At 69.2% G+C, this 14,985-nt stretch carries 13 protein-coding genes and 1 pseudogene; 6 read left to right on the forward strand and 8 right to left on the reverse strand.

Translation table 11 applies throughout. From position 1 onward, the window contains the following. Positions 1–152: 152 nt before the first annotated feature. The 4 genes from NM1_RS05765 to NM1_RS05780 all read right to left on the reverse strand — a co-directional run bounded on the left by NM1_RS05765 (position 153) and on the right by NM1_RS05780 (position 6,645). Entirely contained in the window at positions 153–3,518 is a 3,366-nt protein-coding gene (locus NM1_RS05765; RefSeq protein WP_068014656.1) for an error-prone DNA polymerase, read from the reverse strand. Between the two features lie 79 nt (positions 3,519–3,597). After that, entirely contained in the window at positions 3,598–4,350 is a 753-nt protein-coding gene (locus NM1_RS05770) for an MBL fold metallo-hydrolase (protein ID WP_068014658.1), read from the reverse strand. A 16-nt stretch (positions 4,351–4,366) separates the two neighbouring features. Beyond that, positions 4,367–5,182, reverse strand: coding sequence for a fumarylacetoacetate hydrolase family protein (locus NM1_RS05775; protein ID WP_114699535.1), 816 nt, complete (start codon positions 5,180–5,182; stop codon positions 4,367–4,369). Positions 5,183–5,316: 134 nt separating this feature from the next. Then, on the reverse strand, positions 5,317–6,645 hold the full coding sequence (locus tag NM1_RS05780; protein WP_246011116.1) for an alpha/beta hydrolase family protein: 1,329 nt from the start codon (positions 6,643–6,645) through the stop codon (positions 5,317–5,319). Positions 6,646–6,750: 105 nt separating this feature from the next. Between NM1_RS05780 and NM1_RS05785 the strand changes: the two genes are divergently transcribed. From NM1_RS05785 to NM1_RS05800, 4 genes and pseudogenes are all read left to right on the forward strand, one after another. Beyond that, positions 6,751–7,365 carry a TetR/AcrR family transcriptional regulator gene (locus tag NM1_RS05785; protein ID WP_068014660.1) on the forward strand — a complete coding sequence of 205 codons (615 nt, stop codon included), beginning with the start codon at positions 6,751–6,753 and terminating at the stop codon, positions 7,363–7,365. Positions 7,366–7,468: 103 nt separating this feature from the next. Then, positions 7,469–8,431 (forward strand): annotated as a pseudogene (locus NM1_RS05790) (SDR family NAD(P)-dependent oxidoreductase); the annotation flags it as partial. A gap of 221 nt (positions 8,432–8,652) precedes the next feature. Then, complete coding sequence (locus NM1_RS05795) at positions 8,653–9,555, forward strand: alpha/beta fold hydrolase (protein WP_068014664.1); 903 nt, start codon at positions 8,653–8,655, stop codon at positions 9,553–9,555. A 210-nt stretch (positions 9,556–9,765) separates the two neighbouring features. After that, entirely contained in the window at positions 9,766–10,497 is a 732-nt protein-coding gene (locus NM1_RS05800) for a MerR family transcriptional regulator (protein ID WP_068014666.1), read from the forward strand. 194 nt (positions 10,498–10,691) lie between these two features. Here NM1_RS05800 and NM1_RS05805 read toward each other — a convergent pair whose 3' ends face one another. The 4 genes from NM1_RS05805 to NM1_RS05820 form a co-directional block, all read right to left on the reverse strand. Continuing rightward, positions 10,692–11,609, reverse strand: a complete 918-nt coding sequence (locus NM1_RS05805) for a ferredoxin family protein (RefSeq protein WP_068014668.1) — start codon at positions 11,607–11,609, stop codon at positions 10,692–10,694. Positions 11,610–11,658: 49 nt separating this feature from the next. Continuing rightward, a complete protein-coding gene (locus tag NM1_RS05810) occupies positions 11,659–12,219 on the reverse strand; it encodes a YdeI/OmpD-associated family protein (protein ID WP_068014670.1) in 561 nt (186 codons plus the stop codon). Positions 12,220–12,246: 27 nt separating this feature from the next. Then, positions 12,247–13,014 (reverse strand): alpha/beta fold hydrolase, encoded by a 768-nt coding sequence (locus tag NM1_RS05815; protein WP_068014731.1) that lies wholly within the window; start codon positions 13,012–13,014, stop codon positions 12,247–12,249. Positions 13,015–13,095: 81 nt separating this feature from the next. Next, positions 13,096–13,530: a tautomerase family protein gene (locus NM1_RS05820; protein WP_068014672.1), complete on the reverse strand. Its 435-nt coding sequence runs from the start codon at positions 13,528–13,530 to the stop codon at positions 13,096–13,098. An 81-nt stretch (positions 13,531–13,611) separates the two neighbouring features. Here NM1_RS05820 and NM1_RS05825 point away from each other — a divergent pair, with 81 nt between their 5' ends. Together NM1_RS05825 and NM1_RS05830 are read left to right on the forward strand one after the other, a co-directional pair. Then, entirely contained in the window at positions 13,612–14,127 is a 516-nt protein-coding gene (locus tag NM1_RS05825; RefSeq protein ID WP_068014674.1) for a winged helix-turn-helix transcriptional regulator, read from the forward strand. Between the two features lie 152 nt (positions 14,128–14,279). Further along, positions 14,280–14,981, forward strand: coding sequence for a class I SAM-dependent DNA methyltransferase (locus NM1_RS05830; protein WP_068014676.1), 702 nt, complete (start codon positions 14,280–14,282; stop codon positions 14,979–14,981). Positions 14,982–14,985 lie beyond the last annotated feature (4 nt).

A 14,985-nucleotide genomic window follows, 5' to 3' on the forward strand; every position in this document is an offset into this window, starting at 1 on the left:
CCGCCACGGTATCCACGCCCATTCGCGCCTGTCACGGCCCTGCACACAGCCGCACCCCCTGCGTATTCACGCACCCCCTTTCGTGCGCTGCAGGGGGTGCGTGAACACGCACGGGGTGCGTCGGCAAACCCTCCGGCTCACGCGCCCGGAGATCAGCGGAAATCGCGGGACTTCGAGGCGACCCGCAGATCCAGGCGCTGCAGGTGTTCGGCGACCACGCTGACCGCGCCCTCGGCATTCTGCACCCGGCCCCGGATCAGCAGGGCGGACGCACCCTGCGCTACGCGGCGGTAGCGGCGCCACAGGCCCACCGAGCACACTACGTTCACCATGCCGGTCTCGTCCTCGAGGTTGACGAAGGTGACGCCGGCGGCGGTCGCGGGCCGCTGACGATGCGTAACAGCGCCCCCGACAAGAACTTTCGACCCGTCGGCCACCTGAGACAACCGCGCGGCGGGGAGCGCCCCGAGCGAATCCAGGTGCGAGCGCAGGAATTCGGTCGGATAGCTGCCCGGCGACACGCCGCTCGCCCAGACGTCGGACGCCGCCAACTCCAGCTCGCTCATGCCGGGCAGGGCGGGTGCGGCGGTGGTGGCGCCGGTGCCGGGCAGCCGGTCGGTCCGTTCCCCCGCCGCCGCGCCCGCCGCCCACAATGCCTGCCGCCGGGTGATTCCGAGGCTGCCCAGCGCGCCCGCGGTGGCCAGCGATTCCGCCTGCGGCACCGTGAGTTCCACCCGCCCGGTCAAATCCAGGAACGAGGCATATGGACCCGATTCCCTTGCGGCGACGATCTTTTCGGCGAGATCGTCGCCGATGTGCCGGATCGCGGCGAGCCCGAGACGCACCTGCGTACCCCGCTGCTCCAGGGTGGCGCCGGGTCGGCTGTGGTTGATATCCGGGCCGTGCACCACCACCCCGTGCCGCCGAGCGTCGGCGACCAGCGATTGCGGCGAATAGAACCCCATCGGCTGCGCGTTCAACAGCCCGGCGCAGAACGCCGCCGGATGATGCAGCTTGAACCAGGCCGAATAGAACACCAGCGAGGCGAAGCTCTGCGAATGACTTTCCGGGAAGCCGAAATTCGCGAACGCATACACCTTTTCGTAGATGCGGTCCGCCAATTCGCCGGTGATACCGTGCAATTCGAGCATTCCCTGATAGAAGCGCTCGCGCAGCCGTTCCATCTTCTCCGTGGATCGCTTGGACCCCATCGCCCGGCGCAGCTGGTCCGCCTCCACCGCGCTGAACCCGGCCACATCGACCGCCATCTGCATCAGCTGCTCCTGGAACAGCGGCACCCCCAGCGTGCGCGACAGCGAATTACGCAGGGCCTCATGGTCGTAGACGACCTCCTCGCTGCCGTTGCGACGGCGGATGTAGGGATGCACCGAACCGCCCTGGATGGGGCCGGGCCGGATCAGCGCCACCTCCACGACCAGGTCGTAGAACTTGCGCGGCCGCAGCCGCGGCAGGGTGGCCATCTGCGCCCGCGACTCCACTTGGAACACCCCCACCGAGTCGGCGCGGCACAGCATTTCGTAGACGGCGCGCTCCTGCAGGTCCAGCTCGAACAGCTCGATCCGTTCGCCGGTGTGCTCGTGCACCAGGTCGATCATGTAGTGCAGCGCCGACAGCATGCCCAGGCCGAGCAGATCGAACTTCACCAGCCCCGCCGCGGCGCAATCGTCCTTGTCCCACTGCAAGACGCTGCGACCGGGCATGCGCGCCCACTCCACCGGGCACACATCGGCGACGGGCCGGTCACAGATCACCATGCCGCCGGAGTGGATGCCCAGATGCCTTGGCAGGCCCTCGATCTCACCGGCCAGGGCCAGCACCTCGCCGGGGATATCGGTGTGGGTCTCCTCCGCCACCCCGGTCCAGCGGCTGACCTGCTTGCTCCACGCGTCCTGCTGTCCGGGCGAAAAGCCCAGCGCCCGAGCGGCATCGCGCACCGCCGACTTGCCACGATAGGTGATCACGTTGGCCACCTGGGCGGCGTACTCACGGCCGTACTTGGCGTAGACGTGCTGGATCGCCTCCTCGCGGCGATCGGATTCGATGTCGATGTCGATATCGGGCGGGCCATCGCGCTCCGGCGACAGAAACCGTTCGAACAGCAGATCGTTGGTCACCGGGTCGACGTTGGTGATGCCGATCGCGTAGCAGACCGCGGAGTTGGCGGCCGAGCCCCGGCCCTGGCACAGGATGTCGTTCTGCTCGCAGAAGTCGACGATGTCGTGCACCACCAGGAAGTAGCCGGGGAAGTGCATGCGCTCGATAATCCCCAGCTCATACTCGATCTGGCTGTACGCCTTGGCATTCCCCGCCCGGGGCCCGTATCGCCGGGCGGCGCCGTCGAGGGCCAGTTTGCGTAGCCAGGAGTCCTCGTCGTGCCCGGCCGGGACGACGAACGGGGGCAGCTGGGGCGCAATGAGTTTCAGGTCGAAGGCGCATTCCCAGGCCAGCGCAACGGCATTGGGCACCACCTGCGGGCAGGCCGCGAACAGCCGCGCCATCTCGGCGCCCGAGCGCAGGTGCGCGCCTCCGGCGGGAGCCAGCCACCCGGCCATCTCGTCCAGGCTCTGCCGGGCCCGGATCGCCGCCAGCGCCATCGCGCGGCGGCGCTGCGCGGGAGCGGCGAAATGCGCTGCGGTAGTGGCTATCACGGGCAACCCGGCGCTGTCGGCGAGGGCGACCAGCCGGGCATTGCGCTCGTCGTCCTCGGGAACGCCGTGGTGGGTGAGTTCCACGGTCACCCGGTCCGGGCCGAAGCGTTCCACCAGATCCCGCAGCGCCGCCGCGGCCTCCGCATCACCGTGCCGCAGCGCCTGGCGCACATGACCTTTGCGGCATCCGGTGAGAATCTGCCAGTGCCCGCCCGCGGCCTCGGTGAGCCGGTCCAGGTCGTAGCGCAGGATCCCCTTCTCCCCCGCCGCCATGTGCGCGGCCGAAATCTCCCGCGACAGACGGCGATAGCCCTCCTGGCCCCGCGCCAGGACCAAGAGGTGCGGCCCCGCGGGATCCGGGGCACCGGCACGAGGTTCGGAATCCGACCATGCCGACTCTTTGCTCCGCCGCGCGACGTCTTCGCCATTCCCGGATGACGAAAACAGGTTTCCCGTCGACGATTCCGGCTCCCCCAGGGACAGCTCCGCGCCGAACACCGTCGGCATCCCCCACTCCCGCGCCGCCTCGGCGAACCGCACCACCCCGTACAGCCCGTCGTGATCGGTGAGGGCGAGCGCCTCCAGCCCCAGCCGCACCGCCTCCTCCACCAGGTCCTCCGGCTGTCCGGCGCCGTCGAGGAAGCTGTAGGCGGAATGCGCGTGCAGCTCGGCGTACGGCACCACCGGTTCATCGGACCGCGGGCGCGGACCCGCCCGATACTTGCCGCGCTTGTGCGACCAGGCCGGGCTGTCGCCCCCATCCCCGGGCGGATCGTCGGCGCGGCCGGGCCGCCCGGACAGCACCCGCTCCATCTCCGCCCACGTCGGCGGGCCGTTACCCCAGCCCATACACACCTCCGACCAACCCATGGTAATCGAACATATATTCGAATATACTGAGTCTAGCGGGCCGTACTTCGAGGGCAACTCACCACTCGCGAGTGGACGGCGTTTCGCCGCACCCCTGGAGCCGTCCCGGCTCGACATCGATGGACGGGCCGTGCCCGGGGACAAGCGTCCGGGCCGGTTGGCCGCACAGCCGCACGGCGCTGTCGCGGGTGCGGGTTTCGTCATGGTTGAACACCGTCGGCAGCAACTGCGGTCCGGTATCACGAAGTAGGGGGTGCCCGGTGACCAGCGCGTCGCCGGAGAACAGGACAGCTTCCGACGGCAGGAGGTAGGCGGTGTGGCCGCTGGTGTGGCCGGGGGTCGGTATCGCGACGAGGCCGCCGGGCAGCGCCGCCAGGGTCGTGGCGTCGCCGGTCGTCGCGGAGGGGATCGCCATACCGACGTGGCCGTGAATCGCGCGCAGGGTGTGCGCGACCCAGCGGCGCCCGCGGCGGGTGGTGAGCTGCCTGACCATTCCGGCAAGGGTGATCTGTTGCAGGTATTCACGTTTGGCGTGCCGGACTTCCTCTGCACCGGCGTAGACGGGCATCCCCACCCGTTCGACGAGCGCGGGAATCGCCCCGATGTGATCGAGGTGAGCGTGGGTGATCAGCACGGCGGCGATATCGGTGAGCCGATGGCCGATCTGCCGCACCGATCCGAGCACGTCGCCGGTATCGGCGGGATACCCCGCATCGATGAGGGTGACGCCGGAGCCGTCGCTGACCAGAGCCCAGTTGACGTTCGTGCCGGCCACGACGTGGACGGAGTCGGAGACCTGCTCGATTTTCACGGGTGTGCTTCTCTCACTACAGAATCCGATGTTCTATGACGCCGATGCCGTCGATCTCCAGTCGCAGATCGTCGCCGGAGACCGGCCAGCGGCCCAGCTCCATGCCGCTGCCGCCGGGCAGGGTGCCCGAGGACAGCAGTTCGCCAGGGTAGAGCTGCTCGCCGCGGGACACGTGGGCGATCGCCTCGGCCATGGAGTACCGCATGGCGTGAGTTCCGGTGCGCGAGACCACATTTCCGTTGACGGACACCGTGGCGGTCAGGCTGTCGAGACGGTCGGCGATCGCCGGTCCCGCCACCGCGGTGGCCGACATCGATGTGGCGAAGTGTTTGGACCGTTGCGGCCCGAAACCGGAGCGCATTTCGGCCAACTGCTTGTCGCGGGCGGAGAAGTCGTTGACCACGACCACCGCCGCGATCGCGGCCGCAGCCTGCTCGACGGTGGCATCGCGCAGCGGCTCTCCCAGTACGACGCCCAGTTCGAGCTCGAAATCCAGTGCCCGGCTGTAGGAAGGGGCAGCGATCGGAACCCCGGACGGCACGATGGTCAGCGCATTGGACATGTAGTAGATCGGCTGGCGATACCACAGCGGGTGCGGCCGAAACGCCGGGAAGGTGCGCCGGGTCAGCGCCTCGTAGGCCCTGGCGACCCGGTAACCGGCGGGCACGAAACGCTTGGCCAAGCCGCGAGCGGCGTCGACGGCGTGCTTCTCGAAGATCATGAAGTCGCGGAAGGACACCGGGCACACCGGCAGCACCGTGGCCCCGTCGGCCAGCCCGAGGGTGTCGTAGCGGGCGATCTCGAAATCCGCGGTGAACGCATGCGGAGTCATGACAATGCCTGTCGGACCGCCGGGTTCGCCGTAAGCGCGCCAGCCTTCACCGATGTCGATGTGCGTATCGATACGACGTTCGCCGCGGTTGAGAACGCGCCGCAGCCGCGGCAGCGGCCGCGTCGAACCGGTGCTCAGCACGCCGCGCCGGGGGCGGCCAGATGGTCGGCGAGGAACCGCGCCGTCAATGCCGACCAGTGCTCGGCATTGCCCATGGCGCAGTGGTCGTCATCGGCGTAAAGCACCAGTTGCGCGTTCGCGGCGTCGATGGCGATATCGATCGAATCCCGGGTGCTGACCAGCGTGTCGCGAGCCCCGTTGATCACCAGCAGCGGGATCTCGATCCGGCGGCACAGCTCGGTCAGCGACAGGTTCCGCAGTCGCCGCGCAAGATCCGCGGTGTTCCCGGCCCCCAGGGTGTTGCTCAGGGTCGACACCATGATCTCCGGCATCCCGATCGAATTGAGCGGGCCGAAGCTGCGATGGGAGAGCGGCCCGTTGGCGACGGCGACCTGCAACCGAGGATCCGTCGCAGCCATGCGGACGGACCAGTAGGCACCGAAACTGAAGCCCACCATGCCGATTCGGTCGCCATCGATGCGGGGATCGGCGACCAGGTAATCGATGACCTTCGAATAGATCCCCTCGGAAGCCGGTGTCAGCGGCCGTTCGTAGGAGTAGGTGCCGGGCATCTCCATCACAAAGGTGCCCATACCGTTGCCGCGTTGGGCGAGGAGGGGAATCGCCATCTCGGCCAGCGTGCCCTCCAGTCCGTTCGTGGCCAGTAGGGTCGGCACTGCGGCGGCGCCCACCGGAAGCATGAGGAACCCACGCACCCGATCACCGCCGCCGATCGGGATCTGTACCGCTTCGATGATCATGCCCATCGCGGGTGCCAATGCGAGCAGCAGCACCTCGCACAGGCGGTGGGATCGTTCGTACGCGCGCAACCGCTGCGGGCTCCAACCCGGCCACGCGGCGACGAACTCGTAGGTCAGCGCCTTGATCAGGCCGTCCAGCGCGACAGCGGCATCGGTGGCGTCGGGGTGTTCGGCGCAAAACCGTTCGACCGCAGCGGGATCGGCCACGGTCCCGCGGTCGGCGAGAATGGTCACCGCCGGTGCGAGGAGTTCCCCGAGGGCACCCGGGTCGAACTCCTGATCGAGCAGTTGGTGTGCCCCGGGGCCGCCCAGTCGCAGGAGCGCCGCATCGGCGCGGGCGAGGTGCTCGGCGGCGAAGTCCTCCCAGTAACCGGCCCAGCGAGCGTCCTCGAACGACCGGCAACCGGCTAGCTCGGCGCCGAACCGGTCCCGATGGATCCCACCCAGATGGCCGAACCTGTCGGCGAACAACCGGGGCAGGAAGGGGGCGACGCCCCGACGGCGGGCCGCGTGTTCGGTGGTGTGGGTCATCGCGCACGCGCTGACCGTCAGGCGCTGCGCCAGTTCCAGCAACGACGTCACTGTCTCGCCTCTCACTCCGTATCGCAAATTGCAGAATCTACTGCTTTAACGAGAGTAGGCATGCCAGACGATCAAAAGCAAGAGGTTCTGCTTTAACATGGTGGGGTGCCCGGAGCCGAGAACGTCGCGCCGCAGCGCCGACCCGGAGGTCGCGCGGCGAAGGTCAAGGAAGCCGTCCACCGCGCCGTACTCGAGGCCGTCGACGAGCGTGGCGTCGATCAAGTAGGCATCCCTGACATCAGCCGCCGCGCCGGCGTGCGCGACAGCTCCATCTACCGGCGCTGGGGGACCCGCGAGAATCTGATCCTCGACGTCATGCTGACCGCGAGCGAGCGCACACTGCCGCTGCCCGATACCGGCACCCTGCACGGCGACCTTACCGCCTTCGCTACCGCACTCATCGGCTACCTGGACACCCCCCTGGGCCACGGTCTCGCCCGCGCGCTGGCCTTCATTCCTGATTCCGAGGAGATCACCCAGGCACGAGATACCTTCTGGGACAGGAGATATCATGTCAACAAGGTGATGATCGAGCGCGCCGTGGCCCGAGGTGAGCTCCCGCGCGGCACCGATGCCCGCGTCGCCATCGAACTACTCATCGCGCCGATCCACTTCCGCCACTTCCTCACCCGCCGCCCGGTCGACGCCGAGTTCGCCGACCACCTCGCCACCCTCGTGATCCGCGCCCTGCAACCCGGCACCGGCGAGGAGGATCGATAGCACCCTGGCGGCGTAACTTACTATGGAGTAAGTTCGAGTCGAATCGACGCGCAAGGGAGCAGCGATGACCGACAACCACGCAGGCGGCGGGCCCGTGGACGCCGTCGAACCGGGCTATCTGGCCCGTCGGCGCGCCCGCCGGGACCTGACCGGCAGACATGTCCTGATCACCGGCGCCTCCTCCGGCATCGGCCGATCCGCCGCGTTCGCGGTCGCCGAGCGGGGTGCCGTGCTCTTCCTGCTCGCCCGCCGCGGCGACGAGCTGGCGGCCGTGGTCGACGAGATCCGGGCCGCGGGCGGCGAGGCCCACGGCTACCAGTGCGACGTCACCGACTCCGAATCCGTCGAGCACACCGTCAAGACCATCCTCGACGAACACGGCCACGTCGACATGCTGGTCAACAACGCCGGCCGGTCCATCCGCCGCGCCGTGCACCGCTCCACCGACCGGCTGCACGATTTCGAGCGCACCATGGCGGTGAACTACTTCGGCGCGGTCCGGATGACGCTGGCGCTGCTGCCACAGATGCGCGAGCGCAAATTCGGCCACATCGTCAACATCTCCAGTGCGGGCGTGCAGGTCGCCACCCCGCGCTTCGCCGCCTACCTGGCCTCCAAGGCCGCACTGGACAAGTTCGCCGAGGTGACCGCGGCCGAAATGCTCGCCGACAACGTCACTTTCACCACCATCCACATGCCGCTGGTGCGCACGCCGATGATCGCGCCGAGCGGCAAGCAGGGACCGTCGGAGTCGCCCGAGTGGGCCGCGGCGACCGTCGTGCGGGCCCTCACCGAGCGGCCGAAACGCATCGACGTGCCGATCGGCACGCTGGCCGAGTACGGCACCCTGTTCACCCCGCGCCTGAAGGACCGCATCCTGCACCGCTACTACCGCGCGCTGCCGGATTCCGCCGCCGCCAAGGGCGAGGCCCCGCAGGATGAATCCCCCGACTCGGAAGCCCTTGTCCCCCAACGCGAACCCCGCCGCAATTCCACGGCCGCGGGCCGGGTGACACGTACCGCCCTGCGCCGCGCCGCCCGGCTGGTCCCCGGCACCTATTGGTGAGCGAGGCCGCACCGGTAGGCCGATGCGACAGACGGGAACGACAGCGGCGACATGTGCGCCGAGCGCGGTTCGCTGTGCGGCACAAGTAGCAACTCGAGCGACACTGCGGCGAAAGCCGCGCTGCGGCACCATCGGTAACAGACAGCGTTGACCAGCACATTTCGGGTATCGCGACGCAGAGGGTTGACCCTGACGCTGCGTCAGGGTTGGAGGCTGGTCGCATGACGAACGACAGCATTTCCACGGAGCGGCTCGCGCCGCCGATCGGAGGGTTCCAGAAGATCGGCGGCCGCCGTATTTTCGTACATCGAGCGGGCAGCGGCGGACCGGCCACCGTATTCCTGCCCGGCGCGAGCGCGGTCGGACTGGACTATTTCGGTGTCCAGCAACAGGTTTCGCAGTTCACCACCGCCGTGCTGTACGACCGCGGCGGCACGGGATACAGCGATTCGCTGCCCCTGCCGCGCACCGCCGCCGAGGTCGCCGCGGAGCTGCGCGAGCTGCTGCGTGCCCAGAACATCTCCGCGCCATACGTTCTCGCGGCGCACTCGCTCGGCGGCCTCTACGCGCATCGGTTCGCACAGCTGTACCCGCAGGACGTGGCGGGCATGGTCTGGCTGGACACCCTGCACCGCGACTGGGACGACTTCGTGCCGCCCGCAGCGAGTTTCGCGGCGACCGAGCGGATGGCGCCGGATCCGGAGCAGCTCCGGCAGATGCGCCCGGCCCTGCACGAGATACACGCCGAACTGCTCGCGGACTACCCGGAACACATCCGGCAACCCCTGGTCGACGCCAAGGTGAGCGACGAATGGTTACGGGTCGGCGTCGCCGAGCGTTCCGCCCTGACCGCACTGGCCACCGAGCTGCGGGCGGGACCCGGCATCCCCGACGTGCCGTCGGTCGCGCTCACCGTGACGGGCGACGACCCCGCCCAGCACGCGATGACCTCGCAGGAGATGCACGACGCCAAGACCCGCATGGACGCGGCGCTGGTGGGCGGGGTCTCGCACGGGGAACAGCGCATCCTCACCGACACCCTCCACCACCGGCTCTGCTTCGACCGCCCCGACGCCGTGGTCCACGCGATCCGCGACGTCATCGACCGGGTGGCGCGCCACTGACCTCGACTGCCCGCCCCCTGTGTTCGCGCCCCCGCCAACTCCGCGGCGCATCGCCCCTGTACCCCCGCCAACTCCACGGCGCATCACCCCCGTACCCCGCCAACTCCACGGCGCATCACCCCCGCACCCCCGCCAACTCCGCACGCTTCACCAGCGCACCATCCCCTTAGACTCGGCACCGTCGTATTTCACGAAGACCCGAGGGGAACGGTGCTCACGATCGGACAGCTCGCGGCGGCCGCGGGCGTGACCGTGCGCACCGTTCGTCACTACCACCAGGTCGGACTGCTGCCCGAGCCCGAGCGCGATGCGTCCGGTTACCGCCGCTACAGCGCGCAGGCCGCGGTGGATCTGATCCGGATCAGGACGCTCGCCGACGCCGGTGTTCCGCTGGCCCGTATCGATGCGCTGCTGCACGCCCGGCCGACCGAGTTCGACGCGGCCATCGCCGACATCGACGCCGAACTGCAGCGCAAGATCGACCAGCTCACCGAATACCGCGGCCGCATCGCCGACCTGGCGAGCGGTGAGAGCCTCGTGCTGCCGCCCGAGGTGGTCGCCATCCTGAATCGGATGCGCGGGCTCGGGGTGAGCGAACAGCGGGTGCTGCTCGAGCGCGACTCGTGGATCCTGCTGCAGGCACTGGACCCGCAGGCCGTGCCGCAGCGGATCCGGGACAAGACCGCGGGCCTCGACGACCCCGAGACGCTGCGCCTGTATCTCGCCTGCGATCAGGCGGTCGACTGGGACCCGGACGATCCGCGCCTGGACCGGCTCATCGACGACCTGGACGCCTGGGAGATCGAACACGAGGGTGATAAGCCGGAAAGCCCGCAGCTGATCTCGTCCCGGATCTCCGAGGCGTCACCGGCATGGCAGCGCATCATCGATGCCCTCGCCCACCGCGCCGAGCGCCGCCGAACCGCCGGGCGTCGCCGCTGAGATCGTGTCCGCCTGTCGGTGCACACATCCTGGCCGGTGTGGCGAACCTGTCGTACGACCGGGCGTTGTCGGCAACTCGGCGGCGAGGTCGGGCCGGTTCGGTCCCGCAGCTTCCAGGCATTGCAGGGTGCGTGAGTGATGCATGAGAGCTGTTGCCCCACAGTGTGACTCACGGCTACAGGATAGGGGTGGCGTCAGACGAGTTCGCGGGGTGGATCGGCGACGACCGCGGTGGCGGGTTTGGGCGCGGCGCCGCAGCTGGCCTGGCGGGGAGCGTGGGCGACGGTGTGGGCCGTCACCTGCCAGCGGCGGCCGTCGCGGTGTGTGACCAGGGCGGCTCCGGCGAAGGTGGTCGGGTCGCCGATCGGCGCATCGCTCGCCGCGGGCGACGCCACGGTGAGGTCGTCCGCCGCGGCCGGAATCCGTTCGCGCACCGCGATTTCCGCGACCTGCTCGACCGGGGTGTAACAGCTGCGCCCGCGAAATCCGTCCAGCGATATCGCGTTGCGGTCCGCGGCCGCCACCGCCGCGACGGCGCCGTCGCCGTCCACGCGGCCGTAGGTCAGTCCGGTGGGCAGCAGGACCACCGCGGGGGCGAACCGGTGACCGCCGGTGTGCGAGCACTCCCAGACCCGGTCCGGATGGGCGGCGGCCAGCCGGGCCGCGATCGGGCGACCGAGCCGCGCGCAGCACAGGTCGCGCTTGCCGTGCGCGCACACCAGCACCGGATCATCCACCGGCACACCGATTCCCGGCGCCGGACCGTTCAACAGGTGCAGGTCGAGGTCCAGCAGCTGCTTCAGATCGGTGATCTCGAGCCGTTCACACCAGGAACCCTGCGGCCGGGAGCTTGCAAGGAGAACCGTTCGCGCACCGGTAGATTCGTTGCGGCCCGGTCGTCGGATCAGAGTCGGGCGCACCCTGGCGGCCTTGGTGTGCGCCGCCAACTCGGCGGTGATCTCGGGTCCCAGAACTTCGTCACCGATCACATCGCGCCCCCACGCCCCTGGGTGCTCGACACACAACCATCCGGTGACATGAGTAGCGCTGCCCGGCAACGGAATATCCGCCGCCGCGGCGGCCGAACACGACAGGCCCTCGAATCCGGTCACACCGGCCTCCCGCGTCGCGTCGGGCTCCAGACCGACCTGGCCACGCTCATCAGAACCGTTGCCCCGCAGCCAACTTGCCGATGATCTGCTCCAGCCGCCGCGCCCGCGTCTCCGGCCGCACGGCGTTGCCGAGGTGATAGCCGATCGCGGCTCGGGACTGGGCGTCGAGGGTTTCGAAGAAGGCGGCGGCCTTCGGGTCGGCCGCCAGCGCCTCGATGAAATCCTGTGGCAGCCTGCGCCCGTAGGCATTGGCCCAGCGGCCGTCGAGTTTGGCCCGCTCGATCTCCGCATGCCCGGCCGGATGCATCAGGCCCTGTTCGATCAACTCCTCCACCAGGCCGATATTGCGCTGCGACCAGGGACTGCGGCGGCGGCGCGGGGTGAAGCCGACCATCCAGTAATCGTCGTCCAGCGAACGGGCCTGACCATCGATCCAGCCGAAACACAGCGCCTGGCGTAACGCGCCCGCGTGATCGAGGGAAACCACCCCCGAACCCCGCTTCGCGAACTTCAGCCAGACGCCGTCGACGGCGGCGTGGTTGGCCTCCAGCCATTCGCGAAACGACTGCTCATCGGGGAAGAACAGCGTCGGACGATCCAGGGTGGACATCGTTTTACTGTAGAAGCACCGGGCGCGTCAGTGGCCGAGGAACGGCAGCGTCGCCTCGACGAACTGACGGTAGCGGTCGCGGTGGATGCTGTGGCCGCAGTCGAAGGCGCGGACCGTGCAGCCGGGGACCGCGGCGCGGAACATCTCCAGCTTCTCCGGGTCGACCATGCCGCCCGGGCCGCCGCGCAGCATCAGGGTGGGCGCGGTGATCTCCGGCAGCCGATCCCACCACTCCGGATTCGGCTTGCGGAACTGCTCCAGCGCGAGCCGGGTCATCGACCGATCGAATGCCAGCACGGCCTGCGGGTGCCGGATCAGGCTGCTGGTGGCGTGCCACAGCTCGGGCACGGTCGGCAGGCGGCGAGTGAGGGTGACCTGCTCGTCACCGGATCGCAGCGGCAGCGGCTGCTCCTCGATCACCAAGCGCCGCACCAGTTCCGGACGCTCGATCGCCACGCACGACACCGCATATCCGCCGAGCGAGTGCCCGACCATGTCCACGGTGGTCAGCCCGAGCCGGTCGCACAGCCGCAGCACGTCCGCGCCGAATTCTTCGAACCGGTAGGAGGCGGTGTGCGCGCTGCGGCCGTGGCCACGTAGATCCGGGATGATCACCCGCCGCCCCAGCCGCACCAGGCGCCGGGCGAACCGGTCCCAGGTGTGCCCGTCCCCGCCCATGCCGTGCACGAGCAGGACGGGAACATCCGACAGCGGGTGCGCGGCGGACGACGGACCGGAGTCGCGATAGGCGATCGACACGCCGTCCAGCGGCACCCGGGTAACGATCGACTCCACGATCTGCCAGGGTACGGGTTCGGCGAGCACGCCGCCGCAGGTTGTGCGCGGCACCATAGGTGAGCCGGGGCCGCGCCGCTCTCACCCCGCGGAGACGAGGGCGGCGATGTCCTCGATGCGCACGATCTCCCCGCGCGCTCCCCAGTTGCCCTCCGGAACCTCGTTGATGTGCACCCACGCGGTGGCGGCCTCGCTGAAACGAGCCGGATCCTCGTCGGCGTCCGCGAGCACCCGGGTGACCCGCCGCACGATGTCGCGGCGCTTGTCGTCGTTCATGGAACCGGCCGGAACCCCCACTCGCACCACGTATTTCGGCTTCTCCCCGGCGGGCAGCTGCCGACCGCCCACGAACCAGGCGTCGATCTCGTTGACCACCAGCCAGGAGATGGACCTGGCCGCCTCGGTGTCCGGCGCGCCCTCCGCGAGCATCACCTCCGATACCAGTCGGCCGCCGATCTTCTCGCGGCGCTCCTGGTCGAGCGAGTCCTTGGGAACGAACAACTCTACGAACGGCATCGGTTAGTCCTTTCATTGAACTCTGTCCTCGACAACCGTACGCCCAGTGAGTTCAATGAATCAACCCTCTAGACTGAGGGCATGCAACGGACCAGCTTCGCGGAGATGCACTGCTCGATCGGGCAGTCCCTGGAACGCATCGGGGAATGGTGGACGCCGCTGATCGTGCGGGACGTCTACCTCGGCCTGCACCGGTTCGACGACATCGCCGAGAACCTCGGCATCTCCCGCAACCTGCTCACCCGGCGGCTCGAGACGCTGGTCGCCGACGGCATCGTGGAGCGCCGGGCCTATCAGGAGCGGCCGCTGCGGCACGAGTACCACCTCACCGAGGCCGGCCTCGAACTCGTGCCGGTACTGATGGCGCTGATGGCCTGGGGCGACAAGTGGGCGACCCCGCCGGGCGGGCCGCCGGTGCGGCTGGTGCACCGGGAGTGCGGGGCGGAGTTCACACCGCAGGTCTGCTGTTCGGAGTGCGGGAAACCGGCGACCGCGACGAACACGACCGCCCTGGCCGGGCCCGGCGCGGCGTCCGGGCCGGGAACTCGGGTGCTGGCGCGCCGTAGCAGCGTGGGGCCTACTGGTAGCGAGTCCTGAATCAGGGCAAAGGCATTCGCGGGCACAGTTCCTGTCGCGACGAGCGCAGATCCGGCCGGCGTCGTGTGGTCGAATGTGCAGGCGGCGGGCGTGCACGTAGATCATCGAAAATACTTGGCAGATACCCGGCCCGGCGCGCGATACTGCCGCCCATGCCGACCTTCGCGGATTTCGACCGACGCAACTATCGCACCGTCGACGTCGCCACGGGCTACGACGGGTGGGCGCCCACCTACGAGCAGACCGTCATGGACGAGATGGACCTCGCGCTGCTGAACCGGCTGCGCCGACCGGACTGGGGCCGGGTGCGCCGCGCCGCCGATCTGGGCTGCGGCACCGGGCGCACCGGCGCGTGGCTGCGCGAGCGGGGCGTGGCGCACATCGACGGCGTCGACCTGAGCGAGGGCATGCTCGCGCGTGCCCGCGAGCGCGGTGTGCACGCCTCGCTCGCCCAGGGCGATGTCCGCGACACCGGATTGGCAAGCGGCACATATGATCTGGTGATCTCGTCACTGATCGACGAGCACCTGCCCGACCTGGCGCCCTTCTACGCCGAGGCGCGGCGGCTGACCGCGCCCGGCGGCACCTTCGTTCTGGTCAGCTACCACCCGCAGTTCATGATGGCGACCGGCATGCCGACCCACTACACGCCCGAATCCGGTGAGCCGCTGGCGATCAGCACCCACCTGCACCTGTTCAGCGAGCACGTGACCGCCGCGGTGGCGGCGGGCTGGCACCTCGCCGAATCCGCCGAGGCCCTCATCGACGATGCCTGGCTCACCGCCAAACCCAAGTGGGAGCACCTGCGCGGCTATCCCTTCACGATGGCCTGGGTGTGGACCCTCTCCCGGTAATCCC

Origin of the sequence: Nocardia mexicana NBRC 108244 (assembly GCF_001613165.1) — a bacterium.
In the GTDB taxonomy this organism is placed as follows: domain Bacteria; phylum Actinomycetota; class Actinomycetes; order Mycobacteriales; family Mycobacteriaceae; genus Nocardia; species Nocardia mexicana.

Bases quoted from the DNA above. Each gene is read 5' to 3' on its own strand.
- NM1_RS05795 (WP_068014664.1), top strand. From the start codon at position 8,653: ATGACGAACGACAGCATTTCCACGGAGCGGCTCGCGCCGCCGATCGGA.
- NM1_RS05830 (WP_068014676.1), top strand. From the start codon at position 14,280: ATGCCGACCTTCGCGGATTTCGACCGACGCAACTATCGCACCGTCGAC.
- NM1_RS05765 (WP_068014656.1), bottom strand. From the start codon at position 3,518: ATGGGCTGGGGTAACGGCCCGCCGACGTGGGCGGAGATGGAGCGGGTG.
- NM1_RS05820 (WP_068014672.1), bottom strand. From the start codon at position 13,530: ATGCCGTTCGTAGAGTTGTTCGTTCCCAAGGACTCGCTCGACCAGGAG.
- NM1_RS05825 (WP_068014674.1), top strand. From the start codon at position 13,612: ATGCAACGGACCAGCTTCGCGGAGATGCACTGCTCGATCGGGCAGTCC.
- NM1_RS05810 (WP_068014670.1), bottom strand. From the start codon at position 12,219: ATGTCCACCCTGGATCGTCCGACGCTGTTCTTCCCCGATGAGCAGTCG.
- NM1_RS05775 (WP_114699535.1), bottom strand. From the start codon at position 5,182: ATGACTCCGCATGCGTTCACCGCGGATTTCGAGATCGCCCGCTACGAC.